Genomic DNA, 14,317 nt, shown 5'->3' with positions numbered 1-14,317 from the left:
TCTCTTACCCCTCCAATGCCTCAGCGCTTGCGAACGAACTCGGTGCGCAGCACCAGTCCCTTGATCGCGTCGTGCCGGCAGTCGATTTCTTCCGGATTGTCGGTGAGGCGGATCGAACGGATCACGGTGCCCTGTTTCAGGGTCTGCCCTGCACCCTTGACCTTCAGGTCCTTCACCAGCACGACGGAATCACCGTCTGCCAGAACGTTGCCGGACGCGTCGCGGGCTTCCGGCTTTGCGCTTTTTGCTGCAGCCTCCGCTGCAGACAGCCACTCGCCAGTGGCCTCATCATATACATAATCATCGTCGGCCATGGTCGGTCCTTCCTGAACTGCAGCAATACGGCTGCCATCATGGTCGCATAGACCACAGGTGTCCTGTGTGCAACTGACGCAGTTTTCCAGCAGTTGCCGGGCTTGGCATTTGCCATATATTGCCCCGCAACACAGCAAACCGGAGAGATACCATGAAGATCACCTGGCTCGGCCATTCCGCCTTCCGCCTCGACAGCGCCACCGCTTCGATCCTGATCGATCCTTTCCTCTCGTATAACCCGAGCTTTGCCGGTCTCGACCTGAAGGACCAGACCAAGGGTGTGACCCATATTCTGCTCACCCATGGCCATGGCGACCATGTCGGCGATACGGTTCAACTCGCCAAGGAGACTGGCGCGACCGTTCTTGCCAATGCCGATCTCGCTGCCTGGCTGGGCTCCAAGGGCGTGGACAAGATCGAAATGGGCAATACCGGTGGCACCATCGGTTTCGAAGGCTTCTCCGTCACCTTCACCAACGCGCTGCATTCCTCGGCCCAGATCACCGAAGACGGCGTCTCCCACGCGCTCGGCAATGCCAATGGCTTGATGCTGCATTTCGACGACGAGGCCTCGCTCCTGCACATGGGCGACACCGACATCTTTTCCGACATGCAGCTGATCAAGGAACTGCACCAGCCGGATATCGGCCTGGTGCCGATCGGCGACCGGTTCACCATGGGGGGAGCCGTGGCCGCGCTCGCCTGCCAGCGCTATTTCGACTTCAAGACGGCGATCCCCTGCCACTACGGCACCTTCCCGATCATCGACCAGACGCCGGAGAAATTCGTCGCCGGTCTCGACGGCACACGCACCCGCGTACTCACCCCGCGACCGGGGTCTGCGGTCGAGGTCTGACGAAACCCCGTTGCTTCAGCGCTTGACGGCTATTATAGCGAAGAAAACAGTCCATCCGGAGAATGCCCATGTCTGTCGATCTCGCAACCGTCAAGCGCGTTGCCCGTCTTGCCCGTCTCGCCGTCAGCGAGGAGCAGGCCGAGCGCATGACCGGTGAACTGAACGGCATCCTCGGCTTCGTCGAGCAGCTCGACGAGGTCGACGTCACTGGCGTTGAGCCGATGACCTCGGTGACCCCCATGGCGATGAAGAAGCGCGCCGACGTGGTCACCGACGGCAACAAGGCCGATGCCATCGTCGCCAATGCACCGGCGACCGACCGCAATTTCTTCCAGGTGCCGAAGGTCGTCGAGTAAGATCCGGCCGCCGATTTCCTGCCGAGCCTCCCGAATTTCCCGCCCCTAGGGGCGCAGACAGTCTGAAGTGAACCTGCCATGAGCGAACTGACCAGCCTCACCATCGCCGAAGCCCGCGCGAAACTCGCCGCCAAGGAGATCAAGGCCGTCGAACTGACGGATGCTTATCTCTCCGCGATCGATGCCGCCAATGGTGCGCTGAACGCCTATGTTGCCGTCACCCCTGACATTGCCCGCGACATGGCCAAGGCTTCGGATGCCCGCATCGCGGACGGCAAGGCCGGCGTGCTCGAAGGCATCCCGCTCGGCGTCAAGGACCTCTTCGCCACCAAGGGCGTGCACACCCAGGCCTGCAGCCACATCCTCGACGGCTTCAAGCCGGAATATGAATCGACCGTCACCACCAACCTGTGGAATGCCGGTGCCGTCATGCTCGGCAAGCTCAACATGGACGAATTCGCCATGGGCTCGTCGAACGAGAGCTCGTACTATGGCCCGGCCGTCAACCCGTGGAAGGCCACGGGCTCTGACGAGAAGCTGGTTCCCGGCGGCTCCTCCGGCGGTTCTGCAGCCGCCGTTGCCGCCCATCTCTGCGCAGGCGCCACCGCCACCGACACCGGTGGCTCGATCCGCCAGCCGGCCGCCTTCACCGGCACCGTCGGCATCAAGCCCACCTATGGCCGCTGCTCGCGCTGGGGCATCGTGGCGTTTGCCTCGTCGCTTGATCAGGCCGGCCCGATCGCTCGCGACGTGCGCGATGCTGCGATCCTCTTGAAATCCATGGCCAGCACCGACGCGAAGGACACGACCTCCGTCGATCTGCCGGTGCCGGATTACGAAAAGGCCATCGGCGGCTCCGTGAAGGGCATGAAGATCGGTATCCCCCGGGAATACCGCGTCGACGGCATGTCGGAGGAAATCCTGGCGCTCTGGCAACAGGGCATCGCCTGGCTGAAGGAGGCCGGTGCCGAGATCGTCGACATTTCCCTGCCGCACACCAAATACGCGCTTCCGGCCTATTACATCGTCGCGCCCGCCGAAGCCTCGTCGAACCTCGCCCGCTATGACGGCGTCCGCTACGGCCTACGGGTCGACGGCAAGGACATTGCCGACATGTATGAAAAGACCCGTGCGGAAGGTTTTGGCAAGGAAGTCCAGCGCCGCATCATGATCGGCACCTATGTGCTCTCGGCCGGTTACTACGACGCCTACTACCTGAAGGCCCAGAAGGTCCGCACCCTGATCAAGCGCGACTTCGAACTCGCGTTTGAGGCCGGCGTCGATGCGATCCTTGCCCCGATCACCCCGACGTCTGCTTTCGCGATCGGCGACAAGGAACTGGCCGCCGATCCGGTCAAGATGTACCTGCAGGACGTCTTTACGATCACGCTGAACATGGCCGGGCTGCCGGGCATCTCGGTGCCTGCCGGCATCGACAGCAAGGGCCTGCCGCTCGGCCTGCAGATCATCGGCAAGCCCTTCGAGGAGGAAACCCTCTTCAAGACAGCCCATGTCATCGAGCAGGCCGCCGGCACGTTCACGCCGGCCAAGTGGTGGTAAGCGACTTTATCATTCGTGACATGAGCGCGGCCGATGCTGACAGCGTCGGCCGTGTCGGTTTTGAGGCCTGGGCATCCAATCCGGTGCTGAATGCCTACGGCGCGGACATGGTGGTCCGCATCCGCTCGAGCTTCCACGGCTTCGCCAGGGACCACTTCAATCTGATCACGGTTGGCGAACTGGGCGGCGAGATCGCCGGCTGGACGGCTCGGGAGGGGGAGCGCGACTATATCTCTGATCTCTGGGTCAGCCCAACCCATCAGGGGCTCGGCATCGGCTCGGCGCTTCTGTCGGCCACGCTGCGGGCCATGCGCGCGGAAGGCCTCAAACGGGCGCGGATCGATACCCACGCCGCCAATGAAGGTGCGATCCGGCTCTATCAGGAGCTCGGCTTTGCCGTGGTCTGGCACGGCATGCAGCATTCTCCGGCCATGGGCATGATGGTTGAGAAGGTGAAAATGCAGCAGGAGCTGTGAGGCGCTCAGTGCGTCCTTGCCAAGAGTTCAATCCCCGGATGGCGGATACAGTTTGCGCTGGTGAAGGATGGTCACGATGTCGAGTTCTGCGGTCGAGACCACCCGATAGATCACAGTATATGGGAGACCATGGACCGCAAACTCGCGGGTGCCATTAACAGATCCGGGCCGCCCCAGAAGCGGAAACTGGCCCAGCGTTTCAGTGACCTGCCGCAACCGTGACAGGATCCGCCCGGCGGCGGATGGATCCTGGTCGGCGATATAGGTGTGAATGGCAGTGAGGTCGGCGGTCGCTTGTGGAGAGAACTTAACGTTCAAAGCCAAAGCGCTCCCAGACATCAGCAGCCGGGATCATCGCATCACGATCCTCGCACTGCTTGAGCGCCTTGGTGACTTTCTCGATCTTCCAGGCTTCATACTCTGCCGGCGACAAATCCGCAGACGGCGGCGCAAAGTCGATCTCTTCGGAAGGTTTTGATCTCGGTCCAACCATGACGATAGAATAACCCATAGTCGCGTCGACGCCAACAGCGTGATTGGGTAGCCAGCACCGCCGTGGGCGGTACTGTCTTCAGCCTACCGGTTATCCAGCTCCGCCCTGACGAGCCTCAAGCCCCGTTCGGTGATCCGGTAAGGCTTGCCCTGCCTCGAACTGATCGCCTTCAGCCGTTTGAGCCTGCGGAAGAGTTCGACATCGAAGCCGGGATAGAGCCAGCCGTCGCGGGAAAAGCACAGGGCCTTCTCGATCTTGCGGCGTTCGTCGCGGTGAATTTCGATCCAGCCACCCTGGGCCATGAGGTGAAGGATACGCTGATCGCTGCGTGAAATGTCCATGAGATGTTGTCCGGAGAAACGCGCCTGGAGGCGCGCATGAAAACGGGTCCGGCGCCGCTGGGCGTCGGGGCTTCGTTTTCTGGCCCTGGCCGCATGATCCGTGAGGGATCGCGGGGCAGGGCCTTTACCGGGTCTCGGACGAACCGAACATCAAAACTCCTATAGACCTTTCTCACCTATCAGATCGGGGCAGAACCGTCCATATCGCGGGGCGAGCTGCTCTGGCCACGAATCGCTGCAGGTGTTTTACTGCCGGCAACGACGAGGTGTGAATGATCACAATCCGCAAGGCGCGACAGGAGGAAGCCGAAATCCTGGCCGAGATCGGGGTGAGTGCCTGGCAAAAGGCGATGATCCCGGTCGGCGAGACGCTGGACATGGTCGGCAATGCCCGCAATGCCTTCCTGCGGTTTACCCGCGAAGGCTGGATCACCATCACCGTGATCGAGAAGTCCGGACAGCCTGTTGGCTGGGCGGCCCGCGAAGATCTGGATGAGGCCATCACCGACTTCTGGATCGACCCTGAATGTGAAGGGCATGGGTTCGGCGCCGAATTGCTCGCCGCCGTCGAAAGCGAAATCATCGACAAGGGGTTTTCCAAGGCGAGTCTTCAGACGCACGCCATGAACAGCCAGGCCCTGCGCTTCTTCGAAAAGCATGGCTATGCGGTGAACTGGCTGACCGTCACCTATAATCCCAAGCTCGACCGGGATGTCCAGTCCGTCGGACTGTCGAAGCAGCTCGCCCAGCAGGAAAACCCTGGCTACGGTCAGGAGTTCTGACGGCGTTTGTCCACGCCAGCATCACCGCTTTGCGTCAGTCTCATAGCATCCGCAGAATCTGGAAAGCGCAGAAGCCACCGGCAGCGACAAGCTGCAGCACCGCCATAGCCGGCAGCAGAAACGGGAATGGCGCCTTCCGGGTCTTGTGCCGCATCCAGCGCTGGCAGGCGAACGCACCCATGCCGCCGCCGGCGACAGCCAGCAATATGAGCGTGTCCTCGCGCACGCGCCAGGCGCCTTCGCGCGCCGCCAGTTTGTCATAGGCGTAGACGCAGAACACGACGACATTCCAGAGCGTAAAGATCGCAAACAGGGTGAGAAGGGTTTCAAATGGCATGCCCGGCAGAATAGCCCGCTTTGCTTAAGCCTTCACACTGCCCTTCTTGGCGGCAGTTGCCCCCTCGGTCCGCCCTCAAGCCTTGCACCAAGGGCGCAATTGCTCTACCTCACGACACGAAACGTCCACGCATGACACGAGCATCCGATGACCCTGGTAGATACGCGCACGCCCGATCCGAAACGCTTCATTCCCGGCGCCACCGGCGATTGGGAAGTCATCATCGGCATGGAAGTCCATGCCCAGGTGCTGTCGAAGTCCAAGCTGTTTTCCGGCGCCTCGACCGTCTTCGGCAATGCGCCCAATGCCAACGTCTCGCTCGTTGATGCCGCCATGCCCGGCATGCTGCCCGTCATCAACGAGGAATGCGTGGCCCAGGCCGTGCGCACCGGTCTTGGCCTGAAAGCCCAGATCAACAAGCGCTCGATCTTCGACCGCAAGAACTACTTCTATCCGGACCTGCCGCAGGGCTACCAGATCTCGCAGTTCAAGGATCCGATCGTCGGCGAAGGCAAGATCGTGATCTCGCTCGGCCCGGATCGCCAGGGCAATTTCGAGGATATCGAGATCGGCATCGAGCGCCTGCATCTCGAACAGGACGCGGGCAAGTCGATGCACGACCAGCATCCGACCATGTCTTATGTCGATCTCAATCGCTCGGGCGTCGCCCTGATGGAAATCGTGTCGAAGCCTGACATGCGCTCGTCTGACGAAGCCAAGGCCTACATGACCAAGCTGCGTTCGATCGTGCGTTACCTCGGCACCTGCGACGGCAACATGGACGAAGGCTCCATGCGCGCCGACGTCAATGTCTCCGTGCGCAAGCCCGGCGGTGAATTCGGCACGCGCTGCGAAATCAAGAACGTCAACTCGATCCGCTTCATCGGCCAGGCCATCGAATACGAAGCCCGTCGCCAGATCGCGATCATCGAGGATGGCGGCACAATCGATCAGGAAACCCGTCTTTTCGATCCGGGCAAGGGCGAGACCCGTTCCATGCGCTCGAAGGAAGATGCGCATGACTATCGCTACTTCCCCGATCCGGACCTGCTGCCGCTTGAGTTCGATGATGCCTTTATCGAGCAGATGAAGAAGGACCTGCCGGAACTGCCCGACGACAAGAAGGCCCGCTTCGTCGCCGAACTTGGCCTCTCCGTCTACGACGCCTCCGTGCTCGTCTCGGAAAAGGCAATCGCCGATTATTTCGAGGCCGTGGCCGAAGGCCGCGACGGCAAGACTGCTGCCAACTGGGTCATCAACGACTTGCTCGGCGCCTTGAACAAAGCCGGCAAAGCCATTGAAGAGACTCCGGTTTCGCCCGCCCAGCTCGGCGGCATCATCGATTTGATCAAGGCCGAAACCATCTCCGGCAAGATCGCCAAGGACCTCTTCGAGATCGTCTGGAACGAAGGGGGCGACCCGGCTGAAATTGTCGAAAGCCGCGGCATGAAGCAGGTGACCGACACCGGTGCCATCGAGCGTGCCGTCGACGAGATCATCGCCGCCAACCCTGATCAGGTCGCCAAGGTGCTGGCCAAGCCCACGCTTGCCGGCTGGTTCGTCGGCCAGGTGATGAAGTCGACGGGCGGCAAGGCCAACCCGCAGGCCGTCCAGGCTCTGGTCAAGGCCAAGCTCGGCATCGTCGAGGAGTAAGGGCTTGTTCTTCGTCCGCACGGCCACCGATCGGGATGTCGAACCGCTGCGCGCCCTGCTGACGCAGAGTTTCCACGCGACCTATGACCGGTTCTACGGGCCGGCCAAGGTCGCCGAGCTGATCGCGGCCTGGCATTCGACGGCCGAGATCAAGCGGCGCATTCATGTCAAAGGCGGCGAATATCTCGTCGCCGACGACGGCAAGCGGATCGGCGGCATGGCCTTCGCGGCCATGTCGGAAAAACTGACCAAGACCGCTGTCCTGCACCAGCTCTATGTCCACCCCGACCACCAGCGCCAGGGCATTGGCCGCGATCTCTTCGCCGAGATCGAGACCTGCTTTCCCGATGCCGAGATCCTGCGCCTCGAAGTCGAGCCACAGAATGCCGGTGCCATCGCCTTTTACGAGGCCCATGATTTCGTCGAGGTCGACCGCACCAAGAATTGCGGCGGTCCCGACAGCGGCATCGAAGCCCTCGTCATGGAAAAGCCGCTCCGCTGAGCGGCTTTTTTTGTTTGGGGGCGTCAGTTGAATGGCGGTTCGGTCACCTTGCCGTCCTCGTCGATCAGCTGCACCGTTGAGCATTCGACAAGGCCGTTCTCGGCCGCCGTGCTGCAGGCGAGATCGGCGGCCTTGATGGCGAGTTCTTTCGTCTGCCAGCCGCAGGAGAACTGGTGCCAGTGCGGTCCACCATCGGCCATCATGAAGATGTCGACGCTCCAGTTGCCGGGATAGCAGGTGGCGTTGACCTGGCAATCCTCCTCGGTGCCGCCGCCATCGATGCACTGCTTCATGGCACAGTCGATCGCGCTCGCCGTGTCCTTGGCGGCGCATTGCCCCGAACTCATCTCCGGTGCCTGCACATAGGCGATTGCCTTGCGGCCGTCTTCCTGGGCGTGAGCTGCCATTGTCGAGCAGGTTATGAACAGAAGTGTGAGAAGCCTGAAACTGGCTGTCATGAAGAAGTCTCCCGGAATGTGTATCGGACGCAGACTAACTCAGAGGCAGGTAAGGCATGCAAGTCCAATCCCTTCAGATACGCGCTGCAACCGAAAATGATCTGGAAGCGATCGTCTCCCTGTTTGCCGATGATCCGCTTGGCGGCCACGGCGACACGACCGATCCGGAAGCGCTGCCCGATTACCGCGCGGCCTTTGCCCGTATAACGGCCTCGGCCAATGAAACTCTCTATGTGGCGGAGCTGGACGGCGAGGTCGTCGGCACGTTTCAGACCTTGATCACCACGACACTGACCGGTCGCGGCGCCTCGAATATGATCGTCGAGGCCGTCCAGACCCGCGCCGACGTCAGGGGCAGGGGCGTCGGTGCGGCCATGATCGCACATGCGATCGACAAGGCCCGCAAGGACGGCATGCGCTTTGTCCAGCTGACGTCGAATGCTGTCCGCCGCGATGCCCACCGCTTCTACGAGCGCCTCGGCTTCACGCCGTCCCATATCGGCTTCAAGTTGAAGCTGAAATGAGAGGGGTGCGACGGGGAATCACTGGACAAGCGACAGGTGAGGCGGCATAAGCGAACGGAATGGACAAGGCCTTTCGCATGGCCTGCGGCAAAGCCCAAGGATACGACATGAAGCAGTTTCTGTTGCAGATCTTCACCTGGTGGAACGGTCAGACCATGGGCACCCGATTCTTCACCTGGCGCCAAGGCAAGCGCGTCGGCGAAGACGAAGCCGGCAATGTCTATTACGAAGGCCCGATGACGAGCTGGGGTCAACCGAAGCGCTGGGTGATCTACAACGGTTATGCCGAAGCCTCGAAGATTTCCGCAGGCTGGCACGGCTGGATGCATTACCGCACCGACACGCCGCCGTCGAATGAAGACTACAAGGCGCGCGACTGGGAAAAGGCGCACCGCCCGAACCCGACGGGCACGGCAGCCGCCTACCGCCCGCAGGGCTCGATTGCCGCTGCCGGCGAGCGTCCGCGCGTCACGGGCGACTACGATGCCTGGACGCCGGGCAACTGATACCCGATTTGGCCATAATCCGGCATTAGGGCCTCTATCGTGAGGCCCTTCTTGTATCTGGCCTCCGGCCGATGGGGCCAAGTTGATCCACGAAAGCGAGCGGGACGATGAAGTTGAGTGCATGGGCATGGGCCATTCCGGTTGTCGGGCTTGCCGCTGCGGCTTCGCTTGGACTTGCCGGCAAGGCCGATGCCGCCCGCCTCGAAAATCCCGTCGCCGAATTCGCCGGCATCGACAAGATCACCGGCCGTATCACCACCTTCGACGTCTATGTCAACGAGACCGTGCAGTTCGGCGCCCTCCAGGTGACGCCGAAGGTCTGCTACTCGCGCGACGAGACCGAAGCCCAGAAGATCGACGCCTTCATCGAGGTTGACGAAATCACCCTCGACCGCAAGATCAGGCGCATCTTTTCCGGCTGGATGTTTGCCGACAGCCCGGCACTGAATGCTGTCGAGCACCCGATCTATGACGTGTGGCTGACTGGCTGCAAGGTGAAGTCCGATGTGCCGGCTCCGCCCGGCGTGGAAGCCGCCGCGAAACTCGCCCCCGAACCGGCGAAGCCCGACGCGACACCGGCCGCCGCGACCACAGCGCCGCCAGCTGATCCGAACGCCGCCCCCGCCGTCGACCCCAACACAGTACCGGCCACCGATCCCAACGCGGCACCTCAGGCCGGCACAGCGCCACCCGGTACCGTCCCGCCGCTCGACGCACCGCAGCAGGTGCCCAACGAGACATTCGGCGGCAGCCTGCCGCCTCCGACGGACTATCCCGTCGATGGCGACCCGGCGCTGCAGGGCCAGCCGCAGCCGGTTACGCCCCCGCCCACCCCGCTAGGTGGCGTCGGCCTCTACTGAGGCGATCATCCGCTTCCGAGGAGAGGGTTTCCCTTCGATGCGCCGAGGTGTGCTGAGAGGAGCTTGTGTCCTGAGGGCGCTTATCGATTGACATCCCCGGCAATTGGGAACATTGAGAGAACAAATAGGAGTTCTCCCATGTCGCTCGCCGAAAAATTTATCGTGCTGCCCTTCAAGAAGAACCGCGGCAATGTCGTGCCCGGCGAGATGCGGCAGGCCTCGAGTGCGGCAGCCGCCGAAAAGATCGCCACCGCCATGTCCGCCCGCCATCTCGGCGTCGCGGCCTATTCCATCCAGGTCGACGAGGAGAGCGGCGACATGACCAGCCCGAGGCTAATCATTGCCTTCGGCGAGACAGCCGATCTGATGGCGAGTTGATAAAAGCTAAATTTCATAGACCTGAAATGACGTTTCTTATTGCCGATTCTCGTATTTCGTAGCAAAGATCGGGGCGTAAATACCCCTTATCATACGGACCCTTATCTGAGATGACTGTCTCTGCCACGCAGTCCAGCGGGACCTCAGCGACCCCTGTCGAAAGCATGAACAGCGAGCTGGCGGCGGCTGATCCGCAGCTGGTGGGAAATGACGCCTTGCTCGCCGCAGTTTTGGGCGGTTGCGGCGATTGCATCAAGGTGCTCGACCTCGAGGGTCGGTTGCAGTTCATGAGCGAAGGCGGCAAGCGCGTGATGGAAGTGGACGATTTCGCGCCGCTCAAGGGCTGCCCCTGGCCGGATTTCTGGGAAGGCCAGGGCAATATCGCCGCCCGGCAGGCGGTCGAAGCCGCGGTTGCCGGAAAGCCGACGCGCTTCTTCGGTGAGGCCAGCACGGTCAAGGGCAACAACAGGTTCTGGGACGTCCAGGTTTTCCCGATTATCAAGCCGGATGGCACCCCGTCCCATATCCTGTCGATCTCCAAGGATATTTCGGAGACGGTCGAGGCCCGGCAGCGACCGGAGCTCCTGAATGGCGAGCTGCAGCACCGCATCAAGAACACGCTTGCCATGGTCACGGCCATCGCTCGCCAGACGCTGAAAGGCGATGACATCGCCGACAGGCGCGAAGCCTTTACCGGCCGTTTGCAGGCGCTTGCCAATGCCAATGACCTGATCACGTCGAAGACTCTGCAGGATGCGCCGATCCGCGCCGTGATCGAAAATGCGCTGCGCCCGCATCTGCAGAGCGAGGAGCGTTTCTCGCTTTCCGGCGACGATCTCGATCTGCCGGCCAAACACGCCGTGTCGATGGCGCTCGCCATGCACGAGCTTGCCACCAACGCGACGAAATATGGCGCGCTCGCGAGCACTGGTGGCAGGGTCGATATCCGCTGGCAGGTCGATCGCGAGGCTGAAAATGCGGAAGAGGCGTTTGAGTTCGTCTGGCAGGAAAGCGGGGGGCCGCCCGTCGAAGCGCCGACGATGGAAGGCTTCGGTTCCAAGCTGATTTCGCGCGTGCTCGCGGCCGATTTCGGCGGCCATGTCAGCGTCGACTTTCATCCGACCGGCCTCGTCTGCACCATGAAAGCGCCGCTGCCGCAGCAGGTGGGATGATTGCGGTCGCTTTGCATCCGCTCTGTCCGCAGATCCTGACCACCGAACGGAGCGACGATATAGGCATCGGGCGGGAGAACGACGGTAGGCGAGACATCAGCGCCGGTCGCATGCCTCACGCCATTCCCCTTGACGCCTGACCCACACAGGCGTGCAATGCCTCCCAGTTTTGAACTCTGGGAGGAGAAACCATGGAAATGTCGAAAAACACCATTTGCCTCTGGTACGACCGCAACGCCGAGGACGCCGCGCGCTTCTACGCGCAAACCTTCCCCGATAGCGAGGTCAAAGCCGTCCACCGTGCACCCTCGGATTATCCCTCCGGCAAGGCGGGCGATGTCCTGACCGTCGATTTCACCGTTGCCGGCATTCCCTGCATGGGCCTCAACGGTGGCCCCGCCTTCAAGCACTCGGAGGCCTTTTCCTTCCAGATCGCAACCGACGACCAGGAGGAGACCGACCGCTATTGGAACGCCATCGTCGCCAATGGCGGGCAGGAAAGTGCCTGCGGCTGGTGCAAGGACAGATGGGGTATCAACTGGCAGATCACGCCGCGCACGCTGACCGAGGCGATGGCGGCCGGGGGAGAGGAGGCAAAGCGCGCGTTTGAAGCGATGATGACGATGCGGAAGATTGATGTGGCAGCGATTGAGGCGGCGCGGCGGGGCTGAGGGGATCGCGCACGTCGTGGGCGACTTCGGCCAATCAGCATGCCTGATCGCAAGACGAGAATAATTCGCGCCTTTCGAATTTTTCTTGTGCCGTAAGGCGCCTCTCCGCGTTGTATGCCGGTGCGAAGCGGCGATCGTGAAGACGGGACGAGAAGCAGCAGTTGCGCTGGCCGATTTGGGCGACCCGGTATCTGGAGTATTTGATGGCGCTTCCCACGATTTTCTCGCCTTCCGAGAACTGTTGGCGGACCGAAAGAGCGGACGATTTCTCGATCCTCATCGATGCCAATGACTATTTTTCCTCGATCCGCGCCTCGATGATGGCGGCCAAACGGTCGATCTTCTTTGTCGGTTGGGATTTCGATGCATCGATCACGCTTGGCCATCCCAAGGTCGATGATGGAGCACCGCGCGGGGTCGGCGACTTTCTCCTGTGGCTGGCGCGTCGCACACCGGGCCTGGAAATCAGGATCCTGCTGTGGAGTCCGGCGCCGCTCGCCAGTTGGGCGAGGCTTTCGAACCTGCCTTATCTGCTGCGATGGAAGTGGAACCGCCAGATTTCCGTTCGCCTGGACGGCAAACATCCCTTTGGTAGCTCACATCATCAGAAAATGCTCGTGATCGATGATGCCGTCGCCTATTGCGGCGGCATCGACGTGACGCTCGATCGCTGGGACACGCGGCAGCATCTGGACGACGACCCCGACAGGCGGCGCCCCAATGGCGCACCCTATGGCCCCTGGCATGACATATCCAGCCGGTTCACAGGCCCTGCGGCGCGTGCGCTCGGCGAGCTTTGCCGCAATCGCTGGACACGGGCAGGGGGCGAGGAGGTGCCGCTTGTTGCTGCGGTCCCGCCCTTGTTGGACACCACGCCCAGCTTTTCCTTCGGGACGGTTGATCTCGCCATCGCGCGTACCAGTCCGGCCTATCAGGAAGAGAACCTCGTCACGGAGATCGAGCAGCTCTACATCGACATGATCAATGCCGCTCGTCACACGGTCTATGCGGAAAGCCAATATTTCGCGTCGCGTGTGGTGGCGCAAGCGATCGCGCGCCGGCTGGCGGAGCCCGATGGCCCGGAATTTGTTCTGATCAACCCGACCGCTTCGGACAATTGGCTGGGCCAGATCGCCATGGACACGGCGCGCGCCCGTCTCGTCGAGGCGCTCCGCCGGCACGACATCCATGGGCGTTTCAGAGTGTATCACCCGGTCACGGCGAGCGGCCAGGCAATCTACGTGCATGCCAAGCTGATGATCATCGACGAGACCTGTCTCCGGGTCGGATCGTCGAACATGAACAACCGATCCATGCGCTTCGACCGGGAATGTGACGTGGCCCTGGAGGCGGGCGGCTCGGAGCCAGTTTCGCTCCGGATCGCAGCCTTCAGAAACGATCTTTTGGCGGAGCATCTGGACACGACGCCAAAAGCTGTCGAAGAGGCGATTCGAGAGCGCGGCTCGCTGCTTGCCGCAATCGAGATGGTGCGCGCCAAGAACGCCGAATCGGGCCGTGCGACCCTCAAACCCTATGAAACACCGGATATATCGGACATCGAAAAATGGCTTGCCGACAACGAGATCCTCGATCCCGAAGGGGCCGACGCGGTTTTCGAGCCGATTGAGAAGAGGGGGCTGTTCCGGGGGAGGTTGAAGCGGCCGCGGAGGCGGAGGGTGCGGGGGTAGGGGCGAGGCGGCTACGAAATCGCCTCAATTCCCTTGCGGCGAATGATGTTCAAAAGGGCCAGAGCCGGTCCGGTTGGGCGTTTTGCTCCACGCTCAAGCTGGGAAACATAGCCAGGAGTGAGGTTGAGATAGCGGGCAAAAACCGCCTGACTGAGATGGGCTTCTTCACGGAGCTTGCGGATGTCTTCCGGAGACATCTCCTCATGCAAAGGCTCAAGATCCCGCCCCAGATGCCGGATGGTGATCTTTGCGTGCGCCTCGGAACTTAAAATCCCGCTTTTGTTCATGTCCGCAGCCGTTTCCAGCAACGCCTCGGTCAAGCGGCTCACCTGCTTACGTCCTGTCATTCACCGACCTCCTGAACAATTCCATCACGCAACGCTTTCACC

The 14,317-nt window shown here is 61.7% G+C and carries 20 protein-coding genes and 1 pseudogene; 14 read left to right on the top strand and 7 right to left on the bottom strand.

Going from position 1 to position 14,317, the window contains the following annotated elements; translation table 11 throughout:
* Positions 1 to 20 precede the first annotated feature (20 nt).
* A complete protein-coding gene (locus DFO46_RS09680) occupies positions 21 to 314 on the bottom strand; it encodes an alkylphosphonate utilization protein (protein WP_110793329.1) in 294 nt (97 codons plus the stop codon).
* A 152-nt stretch (positions 315 to 466) separates the two neighbouring features.
* On the opposite strand from DFO46_RS09680, the gene DFO46_RS09675 reads away from it, so the two are divergent.
* The 4 genes from DFO46_RS09675 (at position 467) to DFO46_RS09660 (ending at position 3,563) form a co-directional block, all read left to right on the top strand.
* On the top strand, positions 467 to 1,171 hold the full coding sequence (locus tag DFO46_RS09675; protein WP_110793328.1) for a metal-dependent hydrolase: 705 nt from the start codon (positions 467 to 469) through the stop codon (positions 1,169 to 1,171).
* Between the two features lie 68 nt (positions 1,172 to 1,239).
* Positions 1,240 to 1,527, top strand: coding sequence for an Asp-tRNA(Asn)/Glu-tRNA(Gln) amidotransferase subunit GatC (gene gatC, locus DFO46_RS09670; protein WP_062274501.1), 288 nt, complete (start codon positions 1,240 to 1,242; stop codon positions 1,525 to 1,527).
* Positions 1,528 to 1,605: 78 nt separating this feature from the next.
* Positions 1,606 to 3,087 (top strand): Asp-tRNA(Asn)/Glu-tRNA(Gln) amidotransferase subunit GatA, encoded by a 1,482-nt coding sequence (gatA, locus tag DFO46_RS09665; protein ID WP_120277138.1) that lies wholly within the window; start codon positions 1,606 to 1,608, stop codon positions 3,085 to 3,087.
* 20 nt (positions 3,088 to 3,107) lie between these two features.
* Positions 3,108 to 3,563, top strand: coding sequence for a GNAT family N-acetyltransferase (locus DFO46_RS09660; protein WP_120277137.1), 456 nt, complete (start codon positions 3,108 to 3,110; stop codon positions 3,561 to 3,563).
* 27 nt (positions 3,564 to 3,590) lie between these two features.
* Here DFO46_RS09660 and DFO46_RS09655 read toward each other — a convergent pair whose 3' ends face one another.
* From DFO46_RS09655 to DFO46_RS09645, 3 genes are all read right to left on the bottom strand, one after another.
* Positions 3,591 to 3,887 (bottom strand): type II toxin-antitoxin system RelE/ParE family toxin, encoded by a 297-nt coding sequence (locus tag DFO46_RS09655; RefSeq protein WP_245422542.1) that lies wholly within the window; start codon positions 3,885 to 3,887, stop codon positions 3,591 to 3,593.
* Positions 3,871 to 4,074: a hypothetical protein gene (locus DFO46_RS09650; RefSeq protein ID WP_120277135.1), complete on the bottom strand. Its 204-nt coding sequence runs from the start codon at positions 4,072 to 4,074 to the stop codon at positions 3,871 to 3,873. Before DFO46_RS09650 ends, DFO46_RS09655 begins: the two co-directional genes overlap by 17 nt.
* A gap of 65 nt (positions 4,075 to 4,139) precedes the next feature.
* A complete protein-coding gene (locus DFO46_RS09645; RefSeq protein ID WP_120277134.1) occupies positions 4,140 to 4,397 on the bottom strand; it encodes a YjhX family toxin in 258 nt (85 codons plus the stop codon).
* Between the two features lie 272 nt (positions 4,398 to 4,669).
* Between DFO46_RS09645 and DFO46_RS09640 the strand changes: the two genes are divergently transcribed.
* Positions 4,670 to 5,179, top strand: a complete 510-nt coding sequence (locus tag DFO46_RS09640) for a GNAT family N-acetyltransferase (protein WP_120277133.1) — start codon at positions 4,670 to 4,672, stop codon at positions 5,177 to 5,179.
* 40 nt (positions 5,180 to 5,219) lie between these two features.
* Here the strand turns inward: DFO46_RS09640 and DFO46_RS09635 are convergent, their stop codons facing one another.
* Positions 5,220 to 5,516 (bottom strand): DUF1294 domain-containing protein, encoded by a 297-nt coding sequence (locus tag DFO46_RS09635; RefSeq protein WP_120277132.1) that lies wholly within the window; start codon positions 5,514 to 5,516, stop codon positions 5,220 to 5,222.
* Positions 5,517 to 5,663: 147 nt separating this feature from the next.
* Here DFO46_RS09635 and gatB point away from each other — a divergent pair, with 147 nt between their 5' ends.
* Positions 5,664 to 7,169, top strand: coding sequence for an Asp-tRNA(Asn)/Glu-tRNA(Gln) amidotransferase subunit GatB (gene gatB, locus DFO46_RS09630; RefSeq protein ID WP_120277131.1), 1,506 nt, complete (start codon positions 5,664 to 5,666; stop codon positions 7,167 to 7,169).
* Positions 7,170 to 7,173: 4 nt separating this feature from the next.
* Positions 7,174 to 7,671: a GNAT family N-acetyltransferase gene (locus DFO46_RS09625; protein ID WP_120277130.1), complete on the top strand. Its 498-nt coding sequence runs from the start codon at positions 7,174 to 7,176 to the stop codon at positions 7,669 to 7,671.
* Between the two features lie 23 nt (positions 7,672 to 7,694).
* On the opposite strand, the gene DFO46_RS09620 is transcribed toward DFO46_RS09625, so the two are convergent.
* A complete protein-coding gene (locus DFO46_RS09620; RefSeq protein ID WP_120277129.1) occupies positions 7,695 to 8,129 on the bottom strand; it encodes a hypothetical protein in 435 nt (144 codons plus the stop codon).
* Positions 8,130 to 8,185: 56 nt separating this feature from the next.
* Here DFO46_RS09620 and DFO46_RS09615 point away from each other — a divergent pair, with 56 nt between their 5' ends.
* The 7 genes and pseudogenes from DFO46_RS09615 (at position 8,186) to DFO46_RS09585 (ending at position 13,928) form a co-directional block, all read left to right on the top strand.
* The gene (locus DFO46_RS09615) at positions 8,186 to 8,653 is read left to right on the top strand and encodes a GNAT family N-acetyltransferase (RefSeq protein ID WP_120277128.1); all 468 of its coding nucleotides are present in this window, start codon (positions 8,186 to 8,188) and stop codon (positions 8,651 to 8,653) included.
* A gap of 107 nt (positions 8,654 to 8,760) precedes the next feature.
* Positions 8,761 to 9,159: an NADH:ubiquinone oxidoreductase subunit NDUFA12 gene (locus DFO46_RS09610; protein WP_120278199.1), complete on the top strand. Its 399-nt coding sequence runs from the start codon at positions 8,761 to 8,763 to the stop codon at positions 9,157 to 9,159.
* A gap of 107 nt (positions 9,160 to 9,266) precedes the next feature.
* Positions 9,267 to 9,701, top strand: a pseudogene (locus DFO46_RS24135) (DUF2155 domain-containing protein); the annotation flags it as partial.
* A 456-nt stretch (positions 9,702 to 10,157) separates the two neighbouring features.
* Entirely contained in the window at positions 10,158 to 10,397 is a 240-nt protein-coding gene (locus DFO46_RS09600; RefSeq protein WP_110793315.1) for a hypothetical protein, read from the top strand.
* A 110-nt stretch (positions 10,398 to 10,507) separates the two neighbouring features.
* Positions 10,508 to 11,569 (top strand): HWE histidine kinase domain-containing protein, encoded by a 1,062-nt coding sequence (locus DFO46_RS09595; protein WP_120277126.1) that lies wholly within the window; start codon positions 10,508 to 10,510, stop codon positions 11,567 to 11,569.
* 197 nt (positions 11,570 to 11,766) lie between these two features.
* A complete protein-coding gene (locus DFO46_RS09590) occupies positions 11,767 to 12,240 on the top strand; it encodes a VOC family protein (protein WP_120278198.1) in 474 nt (157 codons plus the stop codon).
* 203 nt (positions 12,241 to 12,443) lie between these two features.
* Complete coding sequence (locus DFO46_RS09585) at positions 12,444 to 13,928, top strand: phospholipase D-like domain-containing protein (RefSeq protein ID WP_120277125.1); 1,485 nt, start codon at positions 12,444 to 12,446, stop codon at positions 13,926 to 13,928.
* An 11-nt stretch (positions 13,929 to 13,939) separates the two neighbouring features.
* Here DFO46_RS09585 and DFO46_RS09580 read toward each other — a convergent pair whose 3' ends face one another.
* Positions 13,940 to 14,275 (bottom strand): helix-turn-helix domain-containing protein, encoded by a 336-nt coding sequence (locus DFO46_RS09580; protein WP_120277124.1) that lies wholly within the window; start codon positions 14,273 to 14,275, stop codon positions 13,940 to 13,942.
* Positions 14,276 to 14,317 lie beyond the last annotated feature (42 nt).

The sequence above is a fragment of the Rhizobium sp. AG855 genome, assembly GCF_003610655.1.
Taxonomy (GTDB): Bacteria; Pseudomonadota; Alphaproteobacteria; order Rhizobiales; family Rhizobiaceae; genus Allorhizobium; species Allorhizobium wuzhouense.
Note: the sequence above shows the minus strand (reverse complement) of the source record. Positions and strands in the feature narration are given on the sequence as shown.

Excerpts from the sequence above, each read along its gene's own strand:
- DFO46_RS09680 (WP_110793329.1), bottom strand. The coding sequence starts at position 314 with ATGGCCGACGATGATTATGTATATGATGAGGCCACTGGCGAGTGGCTG.
- DFO46_RS09675 (WP_110793328.1), top strand. The coding sequence starts at position 467 with ATGAAGATCACCTGGCTCGGCCATTCCGCCTTCCGCCTCGACAGCGCC.
- gatC (WP_062274501.1), top strand. The coding sequence starts at position 1,240 with ATGTCTGTCGATCTCGCAACCGTCAAGCGCGTTGCCCGTCTTGCCCGT.
- gatA (WP_120277138.1), top strand. The coding sequence starts at position 1,606 with ATGAGCGAACTGACCAGCCTCACCATCGCCGAAGCCCGCGCGAAACTC.
- DFO46_RS09660 (WP_120277137.1), top strand. The coding sequence starts at position 3,108 with ATGAGCGCGGCCGATGCTGACAGCGTCGGCCGTGTCGGTTTTGAGGCC.
- DFO46_RS09650 (WP_120277135.1), bottom strand. The coding sequence starts at position 4,074 with ATGGGTTATTCTATCGTCATGGTTGGACCGAGATCAAAACCTTCCGAA.
- DFO46_RS09645 (WP_120277134.1), bottom strand. The coding sequence starts at position 4,397 with ATGGACATTTCACGCAGCGATCAGCGTATCCTTCACCTCATGGCCCAG.
- DFO46_RS09640 (WP_120277133.1), top strand. The coding sequence starts at position 4,670 with ATGATCACAATCCGCAAGGCGCGACAGGAGGAAGCCGAAATCCTGGCC.
- DFO46_RS09635 (WP_120277132.1), bottom strand. The coding sequence starts at position 5,516 with ATGCCATTTGAAACCCTTCTCACCCTGTTTGCGATCTTTACGCTCTGG.
- gatB (WP_120277131.1), top strand. The coding sequence starts at position 5,664 with ATGACCCTGGTAGATACGCGCACGCCCGATCCGAAACGCTTCATTCCC.
- DFO46_RS09620 (WP_120277129.1), bottom strand. The coding sequence starts at position 8,129 with ATGACAGCCAGTTTCAGGCTTCTCACACTTCTGTTCATAACCTGCTCG.
- DFO46_RS09615 (WP_120277128.1), top strand. The coding sequence starts at position 8,186 with ATGCAAGTCCAATCCCTTCAGATACGCGCTGCAACCGAAAATGATCTG.
- DFO46_RS09610 (WP_120278199.1), top strand. The coding sequence starts at position 8,761 with ATGAAGCAGTTTCTGTTGCAGATCTTCACCTGGTGGAACGGTCAGACC.
- DFO46_RS09600 (WP_110793315.1), top strand. The coding sequence starts at position 10,158 with ATGTCGCTCGCCGAAAAATTTATCGTGCTGCCCTTCAAGAAGAACCGC.
- DFO46_RS09595 (WP_120277126.1), top strand. The coding sequence starts at position 10,508 with ATGACTGTCTCTGCCACGCAGTCCAGCGGGACCTCAGCGACCCCTGTC.
- DFO46_RS09590 (WP_120278198.1), top strand. The coding sequence starts at position 11,767 with ATGTCGAAAAACACCATTTGCCTCTGGTACGACCGCAACGCCGAGGAC.
- DFO46_RS09585 (WP_120277125.1), top strand. The coding sequence starts at position 12,444 with ATGGCGCTTCCCACGATTTTCTCGCCTTCCGAGAACTGTTGGCGGACC.
- DFO46_RS09580 (WP_120277124.1), bottom strand. The coding sequence starts at position 14,275 with ATGACAGGACGTAAGCAGGTGAGCCGCTTGACCGAGGCGTTGCTGGAA.